At 61.8% G+C, this 23,279-nt stretch carries 16 protein-coding genes and 2 pseudogenes; 7 read left to right on the forward strand and 11 right to left on the reverse strand.

What is annotated here, in order from left to right; genetic code table 11:
* Window positions 1–92: 92 nt before the first annotated feature.
* Entirely contained in the window at window positions 93–827 is a 735-nt protein-coding gene (locus PG879_RS15870; protein WP_041211418.1) for a CHAD domain-containing protein, read from the reverse strand.
* Between the two features lie 12 nt (window positions 828–839).
* Window positions 840–1,112, reverse strand: a complete 273-nt coding sequence (locus PG879_RS15875; protein ID WP_010674727.1) for an acylphosphatase — start codon at window positions 1,110–1,112, stop codon at window positions 840–842.
* 85 nt (window positions 1,113–1,197) lie between these two features.
* Here PG879_RS15875 and PG879_RS15880 point away from each other — a divergent pair, with 85 nt between their 5' ends.
* Window positions 1,198–2,628, forward strand: a complete 1,431-nt coding sequence (locus PG879_RS15880; protein ID WP_041211417.1) for a methyl-accepting chemotaxis protein — start codon at window positions 1,198–1,200, stop codon at window positions 2,626–2,628.
* 183 nt (window positions 2,629–2,811) lie between these two features.
* Window positions 2,812–4,005 carry a class I SAM-dependent methyltransferase gene (locus PG879_RS15885; protein ID WP_039039155.1) on the forward strand — a complete coding sequence of 398 codons (1,194 nt, stop codon included), beginning with the start codon at window positions 2,812–2,814 and terminating at the stop codon, window positions 4,003–4,005.
* Window positions 4,006–4,479: 474 nt separating this feature from the next.
* Here PG879_RS15885 and PG879_RS15890 read toward each other — a convergent pair.
* A pseudogene (locus tag PG879_RS15890) lies at window positions 4,480–5,123 on the reverse strand (glutathione S-transferase family protein).
* 259 nt (window positions 5,124–5,382) lie between these two features.
* On the opposite strand from PG879_RS15890, the gene PG879_RS15895 reads away from it, so the two are divergent.
* The 4 genes from PG879_RS15895 (at window position 5,383) to PG879_RS15910 (ending at window position 9,718) form a co-directional block, all read left to right on the forward strand.
* Window positions 5,383–6,567, forward strand: a complete 1,185-nt coding sequence (locus tag PG879_RS15895; RefSeq protein WP_041211416.1) for an acyltransferase family protein — start codon at window positions 5,383–5,385, stop codon at window positions 6,565–6,567.
* 348 nt (window positions 6,568–6,915) lie between these two features.
* Window positions 6,916–7,953: a selenide, water dikinase SelD gene (gene selD, locus PG879_RS15900; protein ID WP_041211415.1), complete on the forward strand. Its 1,038-nt coding sequence runs from the start codon at window positions 6,916–6,918 to the stop codon at window positions 7,951–7,953.
* Entirely contained in the window at window positions 7,950–9,080 is a 1,131-nt protein-coding gene (gene mnmH / locus PG879_RS15905) for a tRNA 2-selenouridine(34) synthase MnmH (protein ID WP_041211414.1), read from the forward strand. The genes selD and mnmH overlap by 4 nt, the downstream gene beginning before the upstream one ends.
* Window positions 9,074–9,718, forward strand: a complete 645-nt coding sequence (locus PG879_RS15910) for an MBL fold metallo-hydrolase (RefSeq protein WP_041211413.1) — start codon at window positions 9,074–9,076, stop codon at window positions 9,716–9,718. The genes mnmH and PG879_RS15910 overlap by 7 nt, the downstream gene beginning before the upstream one ends.
* Here the strand turns inward: PG879_RS15910 and PG879_RS15915 are convergent.
* From PG879_RS15915 to PG879_RS15955, 7 genes and pseudogenes are all read right to left on the reverse strand, one after another.
* Entirely contained in the window at window positions 9,694–10,710 is a 1,017-nt protein-coding gene (locus PG879_RS15915) for a response regulator (protein ID WP_041211412.1), read from the reverse strand. The genes PG879_RS15910 and PG879_RS15915 overlap by 25 nt on opposite strands.
* Window positions 10,707–13,307: pseudogene (locus PG879_RS20545) on the reverse strand (ATP-binding protein). The gene PG879_RS15915 and the pseudogene PG879_RS20545 overlap by 4 nt, the downstream one beginning before the upstream one ends.
* A gap of 204 nt (window positions 13,308–13,511) precedes the next feature.
* Entirely contained in the window at window positions 13,512–13,799 is a 288-nt protein-coding gene (rplY, locus tag PG879_RS15935; RefSeq protein ID WP_041205748.1) for a 50S ribosomal protein L25, read from the reverse strand.
* 163 nt (window positions 13,800–13,962) lie between these two features.
* Window positions 13,963–14,790 (reverse strand): hypothetical protein, encoded by an 828-nt coding sequence (locus PG879_RS15940; RefSeq protein WP_041211411.1) that lies wholly within the window; start codon window positions 14,788–14,790, stop codon window positions 13,963–13,965.
* Window positions 14,791–14,859: 69 nt separating this feature from the next.
* On the reverse strand, window positions 14,860–18,759 hold the full coding sequence (hrpA, locus tag PG879_RS15945) for an ATP-dependent RNA helicase HrpA (protein WP_041211410.1): 3,900 nt from the start codon (window positions 18,757–18,759) through the stop codon (window positions 14,860–14,862).
* Between the two features lie 190 nt (window positions 18,760–18,949).
* Window positions 18,950–19,372 carry a CBS domain-containing protein gene (locus tag PG879_RS15950; protein WP_041211409.1) on the reverse strand — a complete coding sequence of 141 codons (423 nt, stop codon included), beginning with the start codon at window positions 19,370–19,372 and terminating at the stop codon, window positions 18,950–18,952.
* A gap of 83 nt (window positions 19,373–19,455) precedes the next feature.
* Window positions 19,456–20,526, reverse strand: coding sequence for a helix-turn-helix transcriptional regulator (locus PG879_RS15955; protein ID WP_182721847.1), 1,071 nt, complete (start codon window positions 20,524–20,526; stop codon window positions 19,456–19,458).
* 406 nt (window positions 20,527–20,932) lie between these two features.
* Between PG879_RS15955 and PG879_RS15960 the strand changes: the two genes are divergently transcribed.
* The gene (locus PG879_RS15960; RefSeq protein ID WP_010674712.1) at window positions 20,933–22,255 is read left to right on the forward strand and encodes a YjiH family protein; all 1,323 of its coding nucleotides are present in this window, start codon (window positions 20,933–20,935) and stop codon (window positions 22,253–22,255) included.
* Between the two features lie 57 nt (window positions 22,256–22,312).
* Here the strand turns inward: PG879_RS15960 and PG879_RS15965 are convergent, their stop codons facing one another.
* Window positions 22,313–23,194: a pirin family protein gene (locus PG879_RS15965; protein ID WP_041211407.1), complete on the reverse strand. Its 882-nt coding sequence runs from the start codon at window positions 23,192–23,194 to the stop codon at window positions 22,313–22,315.
* Window positions 23,195–23,279: the final 85 nt, after the last annotated feature.

Raw genomic sequence — 23,279 nt, forward strand, 5'->3', positions numbered from 1 at the left:
CCATGATGGAGGCCCTCAGGGTGATGACCTACTTCAAGGTTAGCCTTTCAACATGTAATTGGGACAGCGCCTTTTTTTACCTTGTGGGGTGCTTACTGCCCGCTCTGCAGCAATGCCATGCGAAGGCCGACCAGCTCCGCCTGATGGCAATCCAGTTGCAGTAGTTGGCAGCGGATCTCTGTTTTCAGGGCTCGCCGTTGCTGGCCCCGCCCCGTTTCGCCCCCAAGGCGTCTGAGCCATTGGCGCCTGTCCTGCAATTGCCCAAGCCGCTCCTGCCAGCTCACCAGCATGGACAACCAGGCCGGATCCCCTCCCCCCTGTGCCGTCAGCAGCTCCATCCCGTAGCGCGCCTGTTTCAGCACCAGACGCAGCCGGTGCCAGCACCGAAGTTTCGCCCTGATGCCCACAGGAAGGGAGGTGGTCTTCGCCAGTGCATCCGACAGTGACAGCGCCAGATGCAGCTGAAACAGCGGCAAGAGATCGACACCGACGGGCACCTCTTCCAGTCGGGCCAGCCAACGGGCAAGCAGGCCGGTCAACAGGGGGACCCGTGGCAAGCGGTTCTGCCGAAGCGAACCACCATGATGCTGCGCATAGACCTGGGCATCGCGCAGGGCGGAGAGCGTGCCGACGGCACGGGTCAATCGCCGCTCCAGCTCGGGCTCATGAATGAGGGGTCGCCACAGGGCGAGCAGCGCCAGCAGGCGGCGGGCCGCTATCCGGTAGGCATGCACCTCTTCCATCCCCTTGTTCTGGCGCAGTGCCAGGGTCGCCCCCCGATATTGCCCAACGAGCCGGTTGGCCTGCGCAATCCCGCTCTCCCCCATGACCCCTCCCGGCTAGTTGGTATGAAAACCGGTTCCGGTGGGTGGCAACGCCTGGGTGCACTCCATTCGGGTGACGGTGGCGGTTCGAGGCCCGTGCTCAAGCCAGCCCAGCATCATCTGTACCTTCTGTTCGGGACCGGCAATCAGGATCTCCACCGAGCCATCTTCCAGGTTGTAGGCATGCCCCCGCAGCCCCAGTTGCAGCGCCCGCTCCCGGGTGAAGTAGCGAAATCCCACCCCCTGAACCTGACCCCACACCCGCACGACAAACGATTGCTCTCCCATTTATCACACCTTTCTCTTAAGTAATTTTTCCCCGGGGCGATAATGAGCGCGACACTCTCTTCCCCTTGCAGGACGCAATACCATTATGAAAGAAGTAAAGTTTCGGTGGGTTGACCGTTATCTCATTCACCTCACGATCAGCGAGAAATTTCTTATCACCTTCTGGTGCCCCCTGGTGTTCATCGCCTTCCTCACCTGGTATCTGCTGGCCGACGGCCATGATCAGGCGATGCAGCTCAGAGTGGATCAGCTAAAAGGGCGGGTCGAGACCACGGCCCAGCTGGTGAGCCAGCAGCCGACCCTTACCCTGCCCGCGGATCTCGTACTCACGCCTGGCGCCGCCACCGGCCTTAGCCAGCAGGGAGACATCTATCGCTATGGCGCCAGCGCAGGTCAGGCGGGCGTCGTCTCCGGCACCCTGGATATGAGTCACTACGCCCTCTGGGATGGTCAGGGCACCACGCTCACCATCATCGCGGTGCTGGCCGCCCTGCTGGCCCTCATCACCCACTATCTGATGACCTTTGTCTCGGGGGCGCTCTACTCCACCAACAAGGCATTGCAGACGGTAGCGAACGGCGATCTCACCTTCCGGCTCAACTTCTTCCCGGTGCGGGACGAGTTCTCCATTCTGGCGGGCAGCATCGACACCTTCACCGACCGCCAGCACAAGATAGTGCAACTGGTGGAAGAGTCCGCCGATGCCCTTACCCTGGCCGCCGACGAATTTCGCGAGCATGCCAGCGACGGCGAGCAGCTTGCCCGCGCCCAGCGCCAGCACATGGACTCCCTTGCCGCCGCCATGGAGCAGATGTCCGCCGCCATCCGGGAAGTTGCCCGCAACGCCAACGACACCCTGCTGCAAACCCGCCAGTCCAGCGACGAGGCGACTCACGGGGCACAACGGGTGGCACGCACCATCACCGCCATCCGCACCCTGGCAGACGAGATTGGCAATGCCTCGGGCGCGGTCGAGCGGCTGACTCACAACGCCAATCGCATCAACGAAGTGGTCAACGTCATCAACGCCATCTCCCAGCAAACCAACCTGCTGGCCCTCAACGCCGCCATCGAGGCGGCCCGCGCCGGTGAACAGGGACGCGGCTTTGCGGTGGTGGCCGACGAGGTGCGCACCCTCGCCAGCCGCACCCAGCAGGCGACCGTGGAGATCCAGCAGATGATCGAGGAGCTCCAAGCAGGGACCGGGGCGCTGAACGACATCATGGAGAAGACGGTGGGGCGCGCGGCCGACAGCCAGCAGCTCATCACCGAAGTGGGCATGGACATCGAGCGGCTCAGCAACCACAGCGATGCGGTGCTGGAGATGAGCACCCAGATCGCCACCTCCAGCGAAGAGCAGAGTTCGGTGGCCGAGGAGATCACCCGCAACCTCGACAAGGTGCGCCACGAGGCAAGCCGGGTGGAGGAGTCCGCCAGCGCGGCGGTCGCCGGCACCACCGGCCTCAAGGGAACCGCCAGCGAACTCGGTCAGGCGCTCACCGGCCTGCGGATCTGACCACTCCGGCAGGCCATCGTCCAGATGGCCTGCCATGTCTGGGCCAGGCGCTGGGGACGCGCGAAACAGCCCGTCCAACCCTGACCGCGTGTGGATGCACGGATCCCGGTAGACGCGGCTTGCGTGCCTACCCTCACAGCCCCTACTATATGCCCCCTTCTTTTCTACCATCGGCAACTACCCATGAGCGCTTCCATCTATCTCGTCAAAGGCCGCGAAAAATCCCTGCTGCGTCGCCACCCCTGGATCTTCTCCAAGGGCATTGAGCGGGTGCAGGGCAACCCCGTTGACGGCGATACCGTCGAGATCTTCACCCATGACGGCAAATGGCTCGCCCGTGGTGCCTGGTCCGGCAGCTCCCAGATCCGTGCCCGGGTCTGGACCTTCGACAAGGATGAGAGCGTCGATCTCGACTTCTTCATCCGTCGCCTCAAATATGCGCAGGAGTCCCGTGACGGGCTCATCAAGCGTCAGGGCCTCACCGGCTATCGCCTCTGCGCCGCCGAATCCGACGGTCTGCCGGGCCTGACCATCGACCGCTACGCCGACTTCCTGGTGTGCCAGATTCTCTCTGCCGGCGCCGAGTTCCAGCGCGAGCTGATCACGCAAGCGCTGCGTACCCTCTACCCCGAGTGCAGCATCTATGAGCGCTCTGACGTGGCCGTGCGCAAGAAGGAAGGGCTGAAGGAGCGCACCGGCGTCATCCATGGCGAGACCCCGACCGACCCCGTGGTCATCGAGGAGAATGGCGGCGTCAAGATCCTGGTAGATATTCGTAACGGTCACAAGACGGGTTTTTATCTGGATCAGCGGGACAACCGCCTTGCCGCAGCGAAATACACTGAAGGCAAGCGGGTGCTCAACTGCTTCTGCTACACCGGCGGTTTCGGGGTCTATGCCCTCCAGGGCGGTGCCAAGGAGGTAGTCAACGTCGATCTCTCCCAGAATGCGCTGGACATCGCCCGCCAGAACGCCGAACTGAACGGTCTCGATACCAGCAACACCCAGTTCGTGCGTCACGACGTCTTCAAGCTCTTGCGCGAATATCGCGAGAAGGGCGAGAAGTTCGATGTCATCGTGCTGGACCCACCCAAGTTTGCCGAGAGCAAGGCCCAGCTGCTGGGCGCCTGCCGCGGCTACAAGGACATCAACATGCTGGCGTTCCAGCTGCTGGCGCCGGGTGGCGTGCTCTTGACCTACTCCTGCTCCGGCCTGATGGAGCAGAGCCTGTTCCAGAAGATAGTGGCCGATGCAGCGCTCGATGCCGGCCGCGATGCCCAGATCCTGGAACTCCTGTCCCAGGCATCCGATCACCCCATCGGCACCGCCTATCCGGAAGGCTTCTACCTCAAGGGGCTGGTGGTGCGCGCCCGCTAAGCCGAGCAGACCAGCGCTGCCCCCCTTGTCCCCGGTTTCATTTCAGATCCCGGCCAGGGCTGGGTCTGGCAAGCCATCAAAAAGCCCGCGATCAAAGCGGGCTTTTTTCATGCGGCCGCCAAAGAGATAACCTCCCCCCGACTTTGCCACCAACAGCGATTGCTGCCCCCATCCCTCCTCTTCGACTGACGACAGCCATCCTCAATCAAGAGTTGCCGCATCGTTAACCCGATTCTCATCTCTCTTTCACTACACAACCCACCAACAGAGACATTCCCGGCATTTGCTTTATGCAAAATCATGAAATATTACGCATCAATATTAAAAAATCCTCGGGGAAATATCAGCCATAAACGCATACCCACTCATTTGAATGAAAATTGCTGTTTTCCCCTGCAATGGATCACGCCATGCCCCTGTCCGCCTCGCACATTGCCTGGGGCGACAATACTCGCCCACCACAAGTCATCCCGCTCAATCACGCGCCGGCGCGCCCAGCGGGAAGTAGTGTCGAAATGGCCTCGCCTCCTCCACCACCCGCACGATGGAGGGATGATTGAGCAGACGGGCGCGATAGGCACGCAGGCGGCCATAGCCAGCCGAGATATCGTGGGCCCAGTCGGCGTAGAAGAGCGAGGGGGCGGCGGCGCAATCGGCCAGCGTGAAGTCTGCGCCGGCAATCCAGTGGCGTCCTTCCAGTCGCTGATCAAGCCAGGGGTAGATCTGATTGAGCAGCTCGCGGGCCTCCGCTACGCCATAGCGGTCGCGATCAGCGGCCGGGCGCAGCGCATCCAGCACCACTTTTTGCATCGGCGTCATCACATAGTTGTCGAAGATGCGATCCAGCATATGCACCTCCAGACCCGCATCGCCGGGCGGGATCAGGCTGACGGGGCCCGGATGGTACGCCTGCAGATGGGCGACGATGGTGCTGCTCTCGAGAATGCAGCGACCGTCATCCAGCAACACCGGGAAGCGCTTGAGTGGCCAAAGGGCGGCAAGTTCGGCGCTGGCCGCCGGCTCTTCGAGGTTCCGGTATTCGAACAGGGTGGCATTCTCGTAGAGAGCGATCAGCACTTTCTGGCTGTAGGACGAAAAGGGTGGGCATAGAGTTTCATGGGGATGTTCCTGACGCTCAGAGGGATGACTTCCCTAGTCTAGATCCCCTCTCTATTTTCGATGCGTCCCTATCCCATGCTGGTTTTGGGATGATAAACGCCCATTCATGACGGCAATAACACCCGTATGGATCTCTTTTAGGTAGGGTGATCCCGACTGTGGCCGCCAAGCCGGGGCAGCCGACTCATCAGGGTTGATGAGCGGCACCACAACAAAAATTGATGTCAGGCCAAGCTGAACATCATCAAGGATCCCGTCATGAATCAATCATTGCCGCTGTTGACGCCGCTGCGGGGCATCGCTGCCCTGATGGTGGTGCTGTTCCACGCCCGCTTGCTACTCTTCCCCCAGTGGATGGAGTCGATCGCCGGCCACACCCGACTCATCGAGAACGGCTACCTCTGGGTCGATCTCTTCTTTATCTTGAGCGGGCTGGTGCTGGCCCATGTCTATGGGGAGGCCTTCGCCCGCACGCCCCGCACCATTGGTTATGGCCGCTTCCTCTGGCTGCGGCTGACCCGGGTGTATCCCCTCTACCTGGTGACCCTGCTGCTGCTGGTTGGCTGGGAGCTCTACAAGGCCCACCACGGGATTGGCTTCTACGCCGGCCCCCTGTTCAAGATGTGGGAGTGGGAGGGGATGCCTCCTTTTGGTTCCCCCTTCACCCCCGCCGAGGCACTGCCAAGCGCCTTCCTGCTGCTGCAGGTGGTAACGGATCACGGATTGACCTGGAACTTCGCTGCCTGGTCGCTCAGCGTGGAGTGGATAAGTTATCTGCTGTTTCCATTGCTCATTCCCCTCGCCGTCACCCGCAGCCGCTGGAGCAACCTCGCCCCCTTGCTGGCCTTGACGGTGCTGGCCTATATCGTGCACAGCCGGGGTACCCTGGATGTCACCAGCGGCGCGCTGGCCATCGGGCGCGGGGTGAGTGAATTCGTGCTCGGCCTCTGGCTGCTGCCCAAGGTGAAGGCTGCCCGCCAGTGGCCCATGATGCAGCAAGATCTGCCGCTGCTGCTCGCCTTTCTGCTCCCCTTCGCACTGATGCAGTTCACCATGACGCCGTTGTTGACCCTGCTACTGATCAGCGCCTACGTGTTGCTGATCTGGATTGCCGCCGCCCAAGGGGAGCGCCAGAGCCCGCTGCTGCGCCTCCTGGACAACCGCTTCACCAACTGGCTGGGGGATCTCTCCTACTCCATCTACCTGCTCCACGCCCTGGTGTTGCTCACCGGCTGCGAGCTTGTCCACTCTCTGGCGCCGGGGCTCACCGCGTGGTGGTACGCCCAGACCAACCCCTTGCTGGGGGTGCTGGCCACCCTGTTGATGCTCGCCGTGCTGATCGGGCTCTCGGCGCTGAGCTACACCCTGCTGGAGCGGCCGCTGCAACGGCGACTGCGCCGGCTAGGCAAGGCGCCCCAACCAGTGATGGAGCAAGCTGGCTAGTTTCCGTCGCCACATGCTGCCCCGATGCAAGACCGGCACGCCGTCGGGGCGGCTCAAAGTGGGACTAGCCTGAGCAAGGCGAAGAGTACGGCTCTTTTTGAACCCGACAATCCCCTTCGCTTTGTGTCAATTCCAGTTCGAATCAAGAGGGCCATCTGTGGCATAATGGCCCGTCCTGTGGTCCTCGGCGGGGCTTCGCCGGCGCATCCTTGCCCTCCTCCCGTCCTGCCAGGCAGCCTGACATCACTGTGTTCACAGGCCGCCAGGGCCACCCTATTTTTGCGCGCACATTTGACGGTGCCACAGCAGTTATTGGCACACGCAAGTCTGCCCACACAAGGGGAAAGCATGTCTTCCATTCGTCTGACCCAATACAGCCACGGCGCTGGCTGCGGTTGCAAAATCTCCCCCAAGGTGCTCGACACCATCTTGAAGAGCCAGATCCCGGGCTTTGACGACCCCACCCTGGTGGTCGGCAACAGCAGCAAAGATGACGCCGCCGTGGTCGATATCGGCAACGGCCAGGGCATCGTCTCCACCACCGACTTCTTCATGCCCATCGTCGACGATCCCTTCACCTTCGGTCGCATCGCCGCCACCAATGCCATCAGCGACATCTATGCCATGGGCGGCAAGCCCATCGTCGCCATCGCCATCCTCGGCTGGCCCATCAACACGCTGGCGCCGGAAGTGGCCCAGCAGGTGATCGACGGCGGCCGCCAGGTGTGCCACGAGGCGGGGATCTCGCTCGCCGGTGGCCACAGCATCGACGCCCCCGAGCCCATCTTCGGTCTTGCGGTGACAGGTATCGTGCCACTCGACGCCATCAAGCAGAATGACACCGCCCAGGTGGGCGACACCCTCTATCTGACCAAACCGCTTGGCATCGGCATCCTCACCACAGCTCAGAAGAAGGGCAAGCTCAAGCCCGAGCATGAACAACTGGCCCCGGATGCCATGTGCACCCTCAACAAGATTGGCCAGCGCTTCGCCGCCTTACCCGGCGTGCACGCCATGACCGACGTGACCGGTTTTGGACTGGCAGGCCACCTGCTGGAGATGTGCGAAGGTTCCGGCGTCAGTGCCCGTCTGGACTTCAAGACGCTGCCGCTGCTGGACGAGGTGGATTATTACCTGAGTGAGGGCTGCGTACCGGGCGGTACCCTGCGCAACTTCGACTCCTATGGTGACAAGCTGGGCACCATGGATGATCGCACCCGCAACATCCTGTGCGACCCGCAGACCAGCGGCGGCCTGCTGGTAGCCGTCGGTAAAGAAAGTGAAGCCGAGCTCCTTGCCATTGCCGCACAGGCAGGGCTGACCCTCTCTCCCATCGGCCAGTTGCAGGCCCGCACCGGCAACCAGTTCATCGAGGTTGTCCAATGAGTGCCCTGCCACTGGCCACGGATTACGCCCGGATCTTTCTGGATGAGGTTCCACTCATCGATCTGCGCGCCCCCGTCGAGTTCAAGGAAGGGGCCTTTCCCACCGCCGTCAGCCTGCCGCTGATGACTGACGAGGAACGTGCCCGGGTCGGTACCTGTTACAAGCAGGAGGGACAGGCCGCAGCCATCACCCTAGGCCATCAACTGGTAGGTGGCGCGGTGCGCGCCGCGCGCATGGAAGGCTGGCTGGCCAGGTTGCGCCAGCAACCCGACGCCCTGCTCTACTGTTTTCGCGGCGGCCTGCGCTCGCAAACCGTACAACAGTGGCTGGCCGAGGCCGGCGTCACCCGCCCCCGGGTCGCGGGCGGCTACAAGGCGCTGCGCCACTTTCTCATCGACACCCAGGCGAAGGCCAGTGCAGAGTGCGACTGGACCGTGCTGACCGGCATGACCGGCTCCGGCAAGACCCACATGCTGGCGCACATCACCCAAGCGGTGGATCTGGAAGGGCACGCCCGTCACAGGGGGTCGTCGTTTGGCCAACTGCCGGGTGGGCAACCCGGCAACATCGACTTCGAAAATCGGCTTGCCATCGAGCTGCTTCAGCGTCGCAACCGGGGGGAGTCACAGTTTGTACTGGAAGACGAGAGCCGCCTCATCGGTCGCTGCGCCCTGCCACTCAACCTTTATGAGGCCATGTGCCGGGCTCCTCTGGTGGTGGTGGAGGTGCCGCAGGAGGCTCGGGCCGAGCAGATCCGCACCGATTACGTGCAGGATCTCTGGCTGCGCTATCTGGAGTTCCATGGGCCAGATGCAGGCTGGCCGCTGTTTGCCGGCTACCTCACCGACGCCATGGCCAGGCTCAAGCGCCGACTCGGTGACAAGGATTATCGCGAACTCGATGGGCTGTTGCAGGCCGCCCTCAGGGAACAGGCCCAGAGCGGGGACACCCGCGCCCATCTGGTCTGGATCAGACTGCTGCTGACTCGCTACTATGACCCCATGTACCGCTATCAGCTGGACAACAAGCGCGAGCGGATCCTGTTTCGTGGTGACAAGGAGGCCTGCCTCGCCTTCTTCGCCAAACGCTCCCCCCTTCAGACCCCTCAGGAGAGTCCCACATGTTGAAGTTCGAGGTGATCCCGGTCACCCAGTTCGCCCAGAATTGTTCCCTCATCTGGTGTGACGAGACCCGCCAGGCGGCGTTGATCGATCCCGGTGGCGAGGCGGACAAACTGCTGGCCGCCATCGCCAGGCACGAGCTGCGGCTGGTGAAGATCATCCTGACCCATGGCCACCTGGATCACGTGGGGGCCGCCGCCGAGCTGCGTACTCGCACCGGCGTCAGCATTGTCGGCCCCCACCGGGAAGATGCCTTCTGGCTCGACATCCTGCCCCAGCAGAGCCAGATGTTCGGCTTTGCCCATACCCCGGCCTTCACCCCGGATGGCTGGCTCGCCCAGGGGGACAAGGTTCAGCTTGGAAATTGCGAGCTGGAGGTCTATTTCTGCCCGGGCCACACCCCGGGTCATGTCGTGCTGCTCAGCCAGGCCGAGCGCCTGGCCTGGGTGGGGGACGTGCTCTTTGCCGGCAGCATAGGCCGTACCGACTTCCCGCGCGGAGATCACGCCACCCTGATCCGCTCGATCACCGAGACCCTGCTGCCGCTCGGGGATGACATCGTCTTCATCCCGGGCCATGGTCCCAGCTCCACCTTCGGTCGCGAGAAGGCCAGCAATCCCTATCTGACAGCGCCCATCTGGTAATCCCCCCGCGCCTCGCGGGCATCCCATTGAGCCTTGAGGCGCAAGATCTCCGGCATGATCTCGAGAAAACGGGCGAGCAGCCGGGGATCGAAGTGCTGGCCGGCACCATCACGCATGGTGGCCAGCACCCTGTCCAGAGGCCAGGGCTCCTTGTAGGGACGACGCACGCTCAGGGCATCAAACACATCGGCAATGGCCACGATCCGCGACGCCTCGGGGATCCCCTCGCCGGTCTCGCCGGCGGGATAACCCGAGCCGTCCCATTTCTCGTGGTGATGCAGGGCAATTTCCGCCGCCATGCGAAAGATGGGGGCATCGGATCGCCTCAGGATCTCGTAACCGATGCGCGGGTGACTGCGCATGATGACCCACTCCTCCTCGGTGAGGGGACCGGGCTTCTTGAGGATGTGATCGGGGATACCAATCTTGCCCATGTCGTGCATGGGGGCCGCCAGCTCCAGCAGATCCGACTGCTCCGGGCTCCAGCCCGCCGCATCGGCCAGGGCCCGGGCGTAAGCGGCCATGCGCCAGATATGTACCCCGGTGTCGGTGTCGTTGTAGTGACCCGCCTCGCTCAGCATGACGATGGCGGTGCGATAGCTGCACTCAAGCTGATCGAGGCGCACCAGGGAGAGGTGATTGCGCACCCGGGCACGCACCGTGCTCGGGCAGACCGGCTTGTAGATGTAATCCACTCCGCCCGCCTCAAACCCCTGGCTCTCGCTGTCTGCGTTGTCGCTCGCGGTGATAAAGAGTACCGGGATCCCCGCGTGGGCCGGATCGGCCTTGAGCCGGCGGCACACCTCGTAGCCATCCATGTCGGGCATGCGCACGTCAAGCAGGATCAGGGCCGGCTCGTGGCGCCCCACGGCGGCCAGCCCCTCCTCTCCCCCCTTGGCAAAGAAGAGGTTGTACTCCTCCTTGAGGATTTGCCGCAGCAGCCCAAGGTTGCTCGGCTCGTCGTCGATGATCAGCACTCGCGGTCGATTCATGGCGCAGGTTCCTCCCGATCCTCCAGATAATCCTCCAGCTTGCGGGTGGCGAACGGAATATCGAACAGCTCCAGGGCCGCACTTATCTCGCTCACCAGCTCGCAAGGCAGGTAACTCCTGGCCTGACTCAGCGCCGGCTCAATCAGATCCAGATCCTCGCTCACCAGGGCCTGATGCAGGGCGTGCAGGCAGACCTCCCGCGCTTCCCCCTGGGCCAGCGGGGAGCTGACCGCGCCCGGCTCGCGCCCGGCATAGGTATCGATGGCATGTTGTGCCTGCTCCAGCGCTTCGAGGAAGGGGGCGATGAGCTGACTGGTGTCCCCCCCCTGCTCGATGGCCTCGTTCAGCTCGGCGCTGATGCGCGCCACATCGGTGAGCGACAGACTGCCCGCCACCCCCTTTATCTTGTGCGTCAGGCTTGCGGCCGCATCGGTCTCGTGCTGGGCGATGTAGTCCGGCAACACGGTGCCGACCGTCATGTAGTCATCGCGAAAACGGCGCAGGTACTTGAGATAGACCGAGGCTTCACCCCAGTTGCGAAGTCCGGTATCGATATCGATGCCGGCCACCGGCTCCTGGGCGCGTGGCTCGTCGCTCACGGTGAGCGGCAGGACGCAGTCCGGCAGATAGCGCAGCAAGGTCGCGATGAGCTGCTCCACATCGAGCGGCTTGGCGATGAAGTCGTTCATGCCAGAGGCCAGCGCCGCTTCGCGCTGATCCTTGAAGATGGTGCAGCGCCTGCTCACCGGACTCCACCACCCGAGACTCCCAACCGAGGGAACCCACCGTCATCGACAGGGCGTCACGGGTCACCTGATTGTCGTCGGCGATGAGCAGCGAGATGTGCTGCAGACGCTCGTTCAGGGCCTCGGGCCGCTCCACCTGCTCCAGCCGGACGCGGAACCAGAACTCACTCCCCTTGCCCAGTTCGCTGGTGACACCGATATCCCCCCCATCAGGTTCACCAGGCGGCGACTGATGGTCAGACCGAGCCCGGTCCCCCCGAAACGGCGGCTGTTGGAGGAGTCTGCCTGGGAGAAAGCATTGAAAATATTGGCCTGCTGCTCGGGGGGAATGCCGATCCCGGTGTCGCGCACCCGAAACAGCAAGGTGGCCATGCCCTCTTGCTCTGCTTCCAGCTCGACCTTGACCTCCACCTCCCCGCGCTCGGTAAACTTGATGGCATTGCCGGTCAGGTTGAGCAGCACCTGCTCGAGGCGCAGGGCATCCCCAATCAGATGGGAAACCTGCTCGGGAGCGCTGCTCACCACCAGTTCCAGGTGCTTCTGGCCAACGCAGGTGGACATGATGGCCGCCACGTGATCGAGCACCTCTTCCAGACTGAATGGCACCCGCTCAAGCTCGAGCCGGCCCGACTCAATCTTGGAAAAATCGAGAATGTCGTTGATGATCCCGAGCAGCGCCTGCCCGGCCTGGTGGATTTTGCGCACCAGGACATGCTGGCCATCGTCGAGCCCTCCCTGCTCGAGCAGGTAAGTCAGCCCCATGATGGCGTTCATGGGGGTGCGGATCTCGTGGCTCATGTTGGCGATGAAATCCCCTTTGACCTGTGCCAGCCTGGCTGCCTCCTGCTGGGCCAGCTGCTCCCTGTGCCTGCTGCGCACCAATGCGGCCACCCCGGCACCAAACAACAGCAGCAGCATCGCGCAAGTGGCCGAGATGATCCCCCAGATATGAGTGCGAATGGCCAGCAGCTCGCTGCGCGGCACCAGGGAAGCGGCTTTCCAGATCAGCTGATCATGATTCTGTGCCGGGTACAGAGTGGTCCAGCTCCACAGTCCGTCGGCAGACTCCATCTGGCCGTTTGATGCGCCCCAGAACGCCTGCCAGGCCTGGGGGGACGTGTGCTTCAGGGTGAGATCCGGATGTTCGAGCATGAAGCCCCATTCCTGGGATGGGTCCGGGCTGTGCAGCCAATATCCGTCCTGGTTGAACAGCATGGTGTGATCGGCCGCCTTGCCGCTGCTGTCGGCAAACTCCTTGAGCATACGGGCGGCCTGCACGTTGATAAGCAGCAGACCAAGATCTCGTCCCCCAAGGCGCATACGCTTGGCAATGCGGATCATGGGGTTGAAGGGACGTTCGATCACGCCGTGTTCAACGTTGAGATCGAGCGGCGAGACGTAGACCCGCTCCCAGGGCAGCGCCATGGCGTCGCGAAAATAGTAACGTTCCCCCTTGTTCTGCAACTGGTCGTCCGTCACACGCCACACACGCTGTCCCTGACGATCGATGCGCACCAACTCCATGCCATCCGGGGCAAGCCAACGCACCTGGGCATAGTCGGGATTACGGTTCATCAGGATGGTGAACTGGACGGCCAGGGTGTCACGGTCATTGCGAGCCGCCGCCTCGAGCAGAATGGGCTCTTCCGACATGCTGCGCACATGACGCAGCGGCACCGCCAGCTCACCGTCAAGGCGGCCGCTGGCAAGCGCCAGGAAGGTGCTCTAATCGCTGCGAACGCGGTAGAGCTCGCGCTCGATCAGTGCATTGCCCAGCAGATAGCCCCCCGCCAGGACCAACAGCAGAATAGGTGAAAACAGCAGGAAATATGTCCGTACGATTCCCTTCAAAACGGTCAACATCACCCCGAAAAATGGATTTGTTCGAGCACCTTGTGGACATCAGAGCATCACAACACGTGACCTGCTGTCAATCATGCCTACAAGTAAAGACCAATAGTGCTGTTTGAGTATTTTATTTTCCCGGCAAAAATGCTGTAAAAACAAAGAGGCCACCCGATTGGGTGGCCTCTTCACAGGAACATTCGTTGTCGATTAGACGCGAACGAAGTCCAGGTGAACCAGCTTGTAGCGAACCGGGTGACGCTGGATAGCCTTCACGTTCACCTTCACTTCTTCGCCGTTGATGACCAGGGTCAGCTCGGAGGAGTAGAACTCCGGCTTCTCTTGGGCCAGGATCAGCTTCTTGTGGTCCAGGGTAACGGACACGGCTTCTTTGCCTGCACCGTAAACGATGGCAGGAACTTGGTCAGCATGACGCAGGCGGCGGCTCGCACCTTTCCCCAGGTCAGAACGGACTTCAGCTTGGAATACGAAAGACATAGTAAGTATCTCTTTTAGATGAATGTATGGTGTTGACTGCGACCGGTCAGCACCTCGCAAAACGAGCGCGAATACTAGCACGGGCCCGGGGTGGATACAAGGGACGAACCGCTTGCCATCGCACTGGCAGATGCCGAGGCTCTCCCCTGCCCCGACGCGCCCCTCAGCGCCCCTGCTCCAGGCGGGCAAACTGCTGCTGGCGCTGGGCCGGGCTCAGGGCCTCAAACTGCGCCAGGGTCTCCGCTTTCGGGCAGTAGAGTCGCTGGCCGGTCTGCACCCGGATCCCCTTGCCCATGGCGGGACGGTTCTCCGCCACCAGCGCCAGCAGATAGCTGTAGGTGTCGGATCCGCTACCCGCCTGCGCCTGCAACTGGCTCGCGATACGCCAGAGTGTCTCCCCCGCCGCCACCTGATGACAGACCCGCCCATCCCCCCCTGCCGCCGTGGCGGAGAGGGTCAGGATGGCGCCCTCTGACGACGGGCTGGCCGCGGCAAGCTGCACGCTCCCGTTCGCCCCGGGGAGTAGCGGCACCGCCAGCCTGGCCAGCAAGGGCTCCCCCTGCGCCATCCGGCCTCTGCCCGTCATGGCACCAGGCAAGGAGAACTCGGCAATAAAGGCACTGGCCCCCGGCGCCTCGAAGGAGGGTTGATACAGTGCGGCCGCAGTCGGTTGCGATTGATGGGGGGCCATGCCATAGGCCATCTCGTCGATGCGCTTGAGCCTGGCCAGGTAGGCCTTGGAGAGCTGGGCCTCCCCCTCGAACAGATCGAAGGGGGGCACCAGACGGGCGGGAAAGAGAATCTGCCAGCGGCCGTTCTTCTTTTTCTGCTCCAGCGGCGGGAACTGATTGCCCCGCCAGGCGGCGAAGATGGGCGGCACGGAGCGGTGCACCGGATAGAACTCCGGGTTGAGCTGCACCCAGGTTTGCTCCGCAATGGGCTGGTAACCGCTGATATTGACCAGCGCCACCCCCAACCAGATCCCCAGCATATGATGGCCTCCCTTCCCTTCAAGCCTTCTCTGTTCTTATTCTATCCAATAAAACAGATAGATAGCAGCTTAGCACTGGGCAATGGCGCTCTGCACCCGTTTATCGGAGATGGGGTACGGCGTCCCCAGTTGCTGGGCGAAGAAGGAAACTCTCAGCTCCTCTATCATCCAGCGGATATTGGCCACCTCGGGTGGCATCGGCTGGGATTTGGGGATCTTGGCCAGCAGTGCCTTATACTCCGACTCCACGCTCTGCACCTTGAGCATGTAGACCCGATCCCGGTTGGGATCGATGGCGAGCTTCTCCAGACGCCGCTCGATGGCCCTCAGGTAGCGCAGCAAGTCAGGCAGCCGCTGCCAGCCGGTCTCGGTGACGAAGCCTTTGTGGATGAGCTTGTCCAGCTGCAGCTGGATGTCCGACATGGCAAAGGCGGTATCGAGCTGCATCTTGCCCTTGAGCCGCTTCTTGATCTCATGGGAGAGGGTCAGCACGGCTTCCACCTGCTTGGCAACCTCCACCACGGCGTCGTTGAGCTCGGCGCGGACATACTCCTTGAGCGCCTCGAAACCGGCCTCGTCCCAGGCCATGCCGCCGTGCTGCTCGATGAGCTTGTCGCAGCCGCAGGCGATGCAGTCGTCAATCAACTCGGCCACCTTGCCAAAGGGGTTGAAATAGAGGCCCAGCTTGGCCTTGTTGGGCAGCTTCTCCTGCAGATACTTGATGGGGGACGGCACGTTGAGCAGCACCAGCCGGCGCTGGCCCGCCCACATCAGCTGCTGTTGCACCACCGGACTCTCCACCAGCTGGATGGCGACTGAATCCTTCTGATCCACCAGTGCCGGATAGGCTTTCACCTCGAACCCGCCGCGCTTCTGGCTGTACTCCTGGGGCAACTCGCCAAAGCTCCAGAGGGTGAGGCCGGACTGCTCGATGTCGTCGTCCGCCACCTGGGACAGGGTTTCCTGCACCTTGCCACGCAGGGACTCTTTCAATGCCTCCAGGTCCTTGCCTTCCGCCACCTTCTTGTGTTTATCGTCCACCACCCGGAAGGTGAGTTTCAGGTGATCGGGCACCGCAGCCCAGTCCCAGGCTTCGCGGGGCACGGTGACGCCGGTCATGCGGCGCAGCTGGCGCTCCATCTCGTCCAAGAGCGGCCCCTGTTCGGGGCTGATGCTGGCGAGCAGCGCATCGGCGTAGTTCGGCGCCGGCACGAAGTTCTTGCGCATGGGCTTGGGCATGGACTTGATGAGGGCCACCAGCAGCTCGTGACGCAGCCCCGGGATCAGCCATTCGAACCCCTTCACCTCCACCTGATTCAAGAGCGGCAGCGGAATATGCAGCGTCACGCCGTCCGCCGCCTCCCCCGGCTCGAACTGATAGGTCAACTTGAGCTTGAGGCGCCCCTGCTGCCAGAAGTTGGGGTAGTCGAGATCGCTGATGTGGGCGGCATCCCCCTTCATCAGCATCTCTTTTTCGAAGTTGAGCAACTCGGGGTCCTGCTTTTGCGCCTCTTTCCACCACTTGTCGAAGTGGCGGCTTGATATCACCTCCTCCGGCAAACGGGCATCGTAGAAGCGGAACAGATCCTCGTCATCCACCAAGATGTCGCGCCGACGGGATTTGTGCTCCAGCGCCTCCACCTCGGCCAGGAGCTTGCGGTTATCGCTGAAGAAACGGTGACGGGTCTCGAAATCCCCTTCCACCAGGGCGCGGCGGATAAACAGCTCGCGGCACAGCGCCGGGTCGATGCGGCTGAAGTTGATGGTGCGCTCATTGACCAGAGTCAGGCCATAAAGCGTCACCTTCTCCTTGGCCATCACGGCGCCGTTTTTCTTCGACCAGTGGGGGTCGCTGTGGTGCAGCTTGATGAGATGGCCTGCCAGCGGTTCCACCCACTCGGGTTCGATCTTGGCGTTGATGCGAGCGTAGAGGCGCGAGGTTTCCACCAATTCTGCGGCCATCACCCACTTGGGCGGCTTCTTGAACAGACCCGAGGCCGGGAAGAGATGGAAGCGGCCGTTGCGGGCCCCGAGGAACTCGGGCTTTTCCAGATCCTTGTTGCCGATATGGCTCAAGAGGCCGGTCAAGAGCGCGCAGTGCACCGTCTTGAAGTCCGCCGGTTCATGGTTGGCTTTAAAACCCAGCTCCTTGACCGTCTGACGCAACTGGAAGTGAATGTCCTGCCACTCGCGCACCCGCAGGTAGGAGAGAAACTCCTTCTGGCACAGGCGGCGGAACGGGTTGCTGCCGAGCAGATCCTGCTGCTCTTTCAGGTAGTTCCACAGATTGACGAAGGCGAGGAAGTCGGAATCCTTGTCTTCGAAGCGTCTGTGCTGCTCGTCGGCGGCCTGCTTCTTCTCCATGGGCCGCTCGCGGGGGTCCTGAATGCTGAGGGCGGCGGTGATCACCATCACCTCGCTCAGACAGCCGGTCTGCGCCGCGCTGATCACCATCTTCGCCAGACGCGGATCAAGGGGGATGCGCGAGAGCTGACGACCGGTCTCGGTCAGCTGCAGTTTGGCCTCCCGATCGCCCGCGGCGGGTAGCTCGCGCACTGCCTCCAGCTCTTTGAGCAGGGTCAGGCCGTCCTTGATATGGCGCGACTCCGGCGGCTCGACGAAGGGGAAGGCCTCCATGTTGCCAAGGCCGAGCGCCAGCATCTGCAGGATGACGGAGGCCAGGTTGGTGCGCAGGATCTCGGGGTCGGTGAAGGCGGGACGGCCGTTGAAATCCTCCTCCGAGTAGAGGCGGATGCAGATCCCGTCCGCCACCCGGCCGCAACGCCCTTTACGCTGGTTCGCGCTCGCCTGGGAGACCGGCTCGATGGGCAGGCGCTGCACCTTGGTGCGCCAGGAGTAGCGGCTGATGCGGGCGGTGCCCGGATCGATCACGTAACGAATGCCCGGTACCGTCAGCGAGGTCTCCGCCACGTTGGTGGCGAGCACGATGCGCCGCCCGGCGTGGGGCTGGAACACCTTGTTCTGCTCGGCGTTGGAGAGGCGGGCATAGAGCGGCAGCACCTCGGTGTCGCGCAGGTTGAGCTTGCGCAGGGCGTCGGCGGTGTCGCGGATCTCCCGCTCGCCGTTCATGAAGATAAGGATGTCTCCTAAACCTTCTCTAGCCAGCTCTTCCACCGCATCGAAGATCCCCTGCAGCTCGTCGCGCTCCTCCAGTCCCTCACTTTTATCGCTGGTGAGCGGGCGGTAACGCACCTCCACCGGATAGGTGCGGCCAGAGACCTCGATCACCGGCGCCTTGTTGAAATGACGGGAGAAACGCTGGGGGTCAATGGTGGCCGAGGTGATGATCACCTTGAGGTCCGGGCGCTTTGGCAGCAGCTGTTTTAGATAACCCAGAATGAAGTCGATGTTGAGGCTGCGCTCGTGGGCCTCATCGATGATGATGGTGTCGTACTGGGTCAGCATCCGGTCGTTCTGGATCTCCGCCAGCAGTATACCGTCGGTCATCAGCTTGATGTGGGTCTGCTCGCTCACCTGATCGGTAAAGCGCACCTTGTAACCCACGTAGTGGCCAAGCTCGGACTCCATCTCCTCGGCAATACGGGCCGCCACGGTACGGGCCGCGAGGCGGCGCGGCTGGGTGTGGCCGATAAAGCCCTTGACCCCGCGCCCCAGCGCCAGGCAGATCTTGGGGATCTGGGTGGTTTTGCCCGAGCCGGTTTCCCCGGCGATGATCACCACCTGATGGTCCTGAATGGCCTTGGCGATCTCCCCTTGCTTCTGGCTCACCGGCAGGTTGTCCGGATAGGTGACCTTGGGTACGCCCGCAAGACGGGATTGGTAACGAGCCTGGGCGGCATCCAGCTCGGCGGCTATGGTCTCAAGCACCTGGCCTTGCTTGGCTTCCGGCAACTTCTTGACGCCGTGCAGACGGCTGGAGAGACGGCGGGCGTCGAGGTTCATGCAGGCAGAGAGACGGCGGCGCAGCGCCTCGATAGAGAGAGACAAGGTACGAATTCCTTAAAAGAGTGCCCCGCAAGGGGGCCATATCGACAAGCTGGGAGCGATCCTAAAGAGCGAGGCCGGAGGGTGCAAGCCTTAAAGCGGCGCACCAGGGCATGAACCGGAGCCCTCATGACAACCACGGATGAAAAGAGCAGGCCGGGGCCTGCTCATGAATGCCGTGACACGGGGAGCGTCAGACTCTGGCCTGGTGCACGAAGCAGGTGTCGAGCTGGGCATGGATGGCCTGCATCACGTTGTGGCGATTGATCACCCCGAGCAGGCGTCCCTCCTCCACCACCGGATAGATCTTGGGTTTCTGCCCCATCATCATCTCGGCCAGATCCAGAATGCTGGTGTCAGGGCCCACCGCCAGCACCTCCTTGCGCATCACATCCTTGACCTGGGCCACCTGTTCACAGTGGTAGGCCTCTTTGAGCATGACGGCGATGCAATCCTGCTCGGATACCCAACCAATCAGATGCCCCCGGCTGTCCACCACGGGGCCACCCAGCTGATGGCTGTTGAGAAATTTTTCCACCGCCGCCTGCACCATCATCTCCGCGCTGAAGGTGATGGGCTTGGTCTGCATGTAGTCCTTTGCCTTGAGTGATTCCATGACGCTTTCCCCCAACAGGCCTCCCGAGGGGAGGCAAGAGCCGGGCACTATGTCCGGCTCACTCCAAGCATAGTCCGCATGGATCAGGAGATGGATTGCAGCAAGAGCAAGAGCTCGTTCTGGCTGTGGCAGTCGGTCTTCTTGAAGACGCCCTTGAGGGTGGAACGCACGGTTTCCACCTTGACCCCGCGCAGTTCGGCGATGTCGTTGCTACTGTACCCCTTGGTCATCAGCACCAGCAGCTCCTTCTCGCCGATGGTGAGCGGATAGAGGCTGGCCAAGGCTTCGATGTCGGGGTTGAAGGAGTGCTCGGGGTCGCGCAGCACCACCTCCACATAACGCTCGAAACGGCTGAGGCCGCTCATCAGGGTGCACTGGATCAGCAGCGGCCTGAGGTTGGCCTGGCGGGGAATAGACATATAGGCGCTTGCCCCCGGCAGCAAATAGGCAAATCCGTTGAGGATCTCCTTGAGCTGGCGCTGCTGCTCTTTATTTTGCAAAGAGAAAATGCCATTGATGGCGCGCAGTTCCACATTTTCATCGGCAATGCGGTTGAATGCCACATTGGAATAATGGATATGTCCCTTGTCATCTATGATGGCGCTGGGCTTATTATGATTTTTTACCAGCTGCTGCAACTGGTAGTTCTGGGTTTCCAGGGCCAGCAGATTCCAATAATGGTGGCTCCAGGCGGCAAGACCGGAATAGATCTCCGACAGCGACATGAGCTCCCGGCTGCTGAAGTCATCCTGGGAGGCACCGCGATAGCTGCACAGGCTGCTAAGACCCCTTCCCTTCACCCGGCAGACGCCACCGGCCGCAAACTGGGCGCCGAAGCTTGCCAGCAGACCCACTGAGCTGGAGATGGTGTTGGCGCTGACGATCCCCTGACAGCCCTTGTCCAGATAATGATTGAACCACACATCCTGGCGATGGTGCTGTACATAAAACTGTTGCTGGGCCTCGCTCAACCCGCTGGAAAAGAGCTTTATTCCGTCGCTCTTGTCATCGTCCCGCAATAAAAACAGGGACGAGCTGCAGGAGACGTCCGCGCGAAATTGGTCCACCACCAGCTTAATGTCAGAATCATTAATACCGCACTCGTATAACTGGCTGATATAGGGCGATATCCTTTCTTTCTCTAATGCCTTCACACCCGAACTCCTAATTCTTATTTTTATTGAAGAGGCATCTTACTCTGCAATGGGATAGTCGAAAAGTAGTCAAATGAACAAAGGGTTTATGATTTATTCATAAATAGTCATGAATATAGGCTCATGAATGAATATGGCCAAAAAGGGTAAATAGCCGCTCATGTTTTTCCTGGCGCTGGTCGCTTACCTCCCTGTTTTACCTCTTGATGTCTCACCACCCACTCGCCATCCCGGCCCCTCTTCCCCCCAAGATCACGCTTTTCAACATTGGGGTCATCTGCATCCACACCGATTCACATGTTGCATTTTGGTGACTTTGGTGTTTCCATTTTGAGCGCCGGACGATATTGTATATACAAATCATCCCCTCAATGGAATTGAACCATGCGGATCACAAGGAGAGAAAATGGAACCTGAACACACGCTCACTGCACCGGCAGGATCAGGGGCCGGCATCAAGCTGCTGTTGGCCAGCCTGCTTGGCATCGCCATCTTTTTTGTTCCCTTCGAGCTTGGCGGGCGCAGCACCATAGTGGTGGATCACCTGGCCGGCTTTCTGATTGCCCAGCGCCCCCTTGCCCTGACCCTCATTCTCTTGCTCATCGCCTATGGCGCCATCACCCCCTTGCTGGATGGCCGCTGGCGCGCCCGTCCCATCGACAGGGTATTGAGCCTGTTCAAGCTGCTCGGGCTGGCCCTGGCCATTTTGTATGTCACAGACTGGGGCCCTGCCTGGTTGATGACCCCGGATCGCCTCCCCTTCTTGTTCGACAAACTGGCCATGTCAGTGGGTCTCATCGTGCCTATCGGCGCCATGGCCCTGACCTTCCTGCTCGGTTTCGGCCTGCTGGAATTCATCGGGGTGCTGATGCAACCCGTGATGCGCCCCCTGTGGCGCACGCCGGGTCACTCCGCCATCGATGCCGTCGCCTCTTTCGTCGGCAGTTACTCGGTGGGCCTGCTCATCACCAACCGGGTCTTCCTCGCGGGCAAGTACACGGTGCGAGAAGCCGTCATCATCGCCACCGGCTTCTCCACCGTCTCGGCCGCCTTCATGATCATCGTGGCCAAGACCCTCAACCTGATGGGACACTGGAACTTCTACTTCTGGTCCACCCTGGTGATCACTTTCGTCATCACCGCCATCCTGGCGCGTGTTCCTCCCATCAGCCGCCTGGCTCACCATGGGGAGACCGACGAGCCGCTACCGGCTGGCATGAGCCGCTGGCAGGCGGCCCTCACCTGCGGCCTGACCCAGTCCCACCAGGCTGATCCCCTGCTGCGGCAATTGAAGGACAACCTCAGGGACGGTCTTCACATGGCCGCTGCCGTGGTGCCCACCATACTGTCCGTCGGTCTGCTGGGCCTGCTGCTGGCAAAGCACACTCCCCTGTTCGATCTGCTGGGCTGGCTGCTCTGGCCACTGACCTGGCTGCTGGATCTCGGCGAACCGCTCGCCACCGCCAAGGCCCTCTCTGCCGGTCTGGCCGAGATGTTCCTGCCCGCCATCCTGCTCAAGGATGCCGACCTGCTGGTGCGCTATGTCGCGGCCGTGGTTTCGGTCAGCTCGGTGCTCTTCTTCTCTGCCTCCATCCCCTGCATCCTGGCCACCCGGATCCCGGTGAGCGTGGGACAGCTGGTGGTGATCTGGCTGCTGCGCACCCTGCTTGGCATCCTGCTGGCCGCCTTGTGCGGCAGGCTGGCACTGGCCCTCGGCTGGCTCGGTTGACCAGGGCTCACAAAAAAACAAAGCGCCATCAGGCGCTTTGTTTTTATCGGGATTGTCTCAGGGGGCGATGACGGCGAACCGGCCGCTGTTGAAATCATCTATCGCCTGATGGATCTCTGCCTCGCTGTTCATGACAAAGGGACCATAACCCACGATGGGTTCATCGATGGGCTCGCCACTCAGCAGCAACAAGCTGGCCTCGCCCTCCGCCTCCAGCATGAACTCCTCCCCGTTGGGATCGAGCAGCACCAGTTGTGCTTCGCACGCGCGCTCCTGACCGTTGATAATGAGAGAGCCCTTGAGCACCACCAAGGCGCTGTTCCATCCCGCTACCGCCGGCAGCACCACGCTGGCCCCGCCCTTGAGCCGCAGATCCCAGATGTTCATGGGCGAGAAGGTGCGGGCTGGCCCCTCTACCTCGCCTTGTTGCAACCCGGCATCGTTCCCGGCGATGATGCGTACCCGCACATCGCCCTCCTTGAGGCTCAGTTGCGGGATGGTGTCGCTGGTGATGCCCTGATAACCGGGCGTCGACATCTTGTGTTTGGCGGGCAGGTTGACCCACAGCTGCACCATGTCGAGGGTGCCACCACGACGGGTAAACCCCTGGGAGTGGAATTCGTCGTGCATGATGCCGGCGGCGGCCGTCATCCACTGCACGTCTCCCGGACCGATGATCCCCCCCTGGCCGGTCGAGTCGCGATGGGCGACCTCCCCTTCATAGACGATGGTGACCGTCTCAAAACCACGGTGCGGGTGTTCCCCCACTCCCCTGGCATGATCGGCGGGCTCGAAATGTGCCGGGCCAGCCCTGTCCAGCAGCAGGAAGGGGCTCAAGGCGCGGCCATGGGTCTGATACGAGAACAGCGAGCGAACCGGGAATCCGTCGCCGACCCAGTGTTGTCGAGGGGCGCTGTAAATACCGATGACTCTTTTCATGATGCTCTCCTGGGTGATCGTCACGGGATGTGTCGTGGCTCGCATTGTGAGTCTGGAACGCTGCGTCCGGTAGACGTAAAATTTG

Source organism: Aeromonas sp. QDB63 (assembly GCF_027707425.1).
Taxonomy (GTDB): domain Bacteria; phylum Pseudomonadota; class Gammaproteobacteria; order Enterobacterales; family Aeromonadaceae; genus Aeromonas; species Aeromonas caviae.

Bases quoted from the DNA above. Each gene is read 5' to 3' on its own strand.
- mnmH (WP_041211414.1), top strand. From the start codon at position 7,950: ATGAGTGCCCTGCCACTGGCCACGGATTACGCCCGGATCTTTCTGGAT.
- PG879_RS15880 (WP_041211417.1), top strand. From the start codon at position 1,198: ATGAAAGAAGTAAAGTTTCGGTGGGTTGACCGTTATCTCATTCACCTC.
- PG879_RS15915 (WP_041211412.1), bottom strand. From the start codon at position 10,710: ATGAATCGACCGCGAGTGCTGATCATCGACGACGAGCCGAGCAACCTT.
- PG879_RS15885 (WP_039039155.1), top strand. From the start codon at position 2,812: ATGAGCGCTTCCATCTATCTCGTCAAAGGCCGCGAAAAATCCCTGCTG.
- PG879_RS15960 (WP_010674712.1), top strand. From the start codon at position 20,933: ATGGAACCTGAACACACGCTCACTGCACCGGCAGGATCAGGGGCCGGC.
- PG879_RS15910 (WP_041211413.1), top strand. From the start codon at position 9,074: ATGTTGAAGTTCGAGGTGATCCCGGTCACCCAGTTCGCCCAGAATTGT.
- selD (WP_041211415.1), top strand. From the start codon at position 6,916: ATGTCTTCCATTCGTCTGACCCAATACAGCCACGGCGCTGGCTGCGGT.
- PG879_RS15965 (WP_041211407.1), bottom strand. From the start codon at position 23,194: ATGAAAAGAGTCATCGGTATTTACAGCGCCCCTCGACAACACTGGGTC.
- PG879_RS15870 (WP_041211418.1), bottom strand. From the start codon at position 827: ATGGGGGAGAGCGGGATTGCGCAGGCCAACCGGCTCGTTGGGCAATAT.
- PG879_RS15940 (WP_041211411.1), bottom strand. From the start codon at position 14,790: ATGCTGGGGATCTGGTTGGGGGTGGCGCTGGTCAATATCAGCGGTTAC.
- PG879_RS15895 (WP_041211416.1), top strand. From the start codon at position 5,383: ATGAATCAATCATTGCCGCTGTTGACGCCGCTGCGGGGCATCGCTGCC.
- PG879_RS15875 (WP_010674727.1), bottom strand. From the start codon at position 1,112: ATGGGAGAGCAATCGTTTGTCGTGCGGGTGTGGGGTCAGGTTCAGGGG.
- rplY (WP_041205748.1), bottom strand. From the start codon at position 13,799: ATGTCTTTCGTATTCCAAGCTGAAGTCCGTTCTGACCTGGGGAAAGGT.
- PG879_RS15950 (WP_041211409.1), bottom strand. From the start codon at position 19,372: ATGGAATCACTCAAGGCAAAGGACTACATGCAGACCAAGCCCATCACC.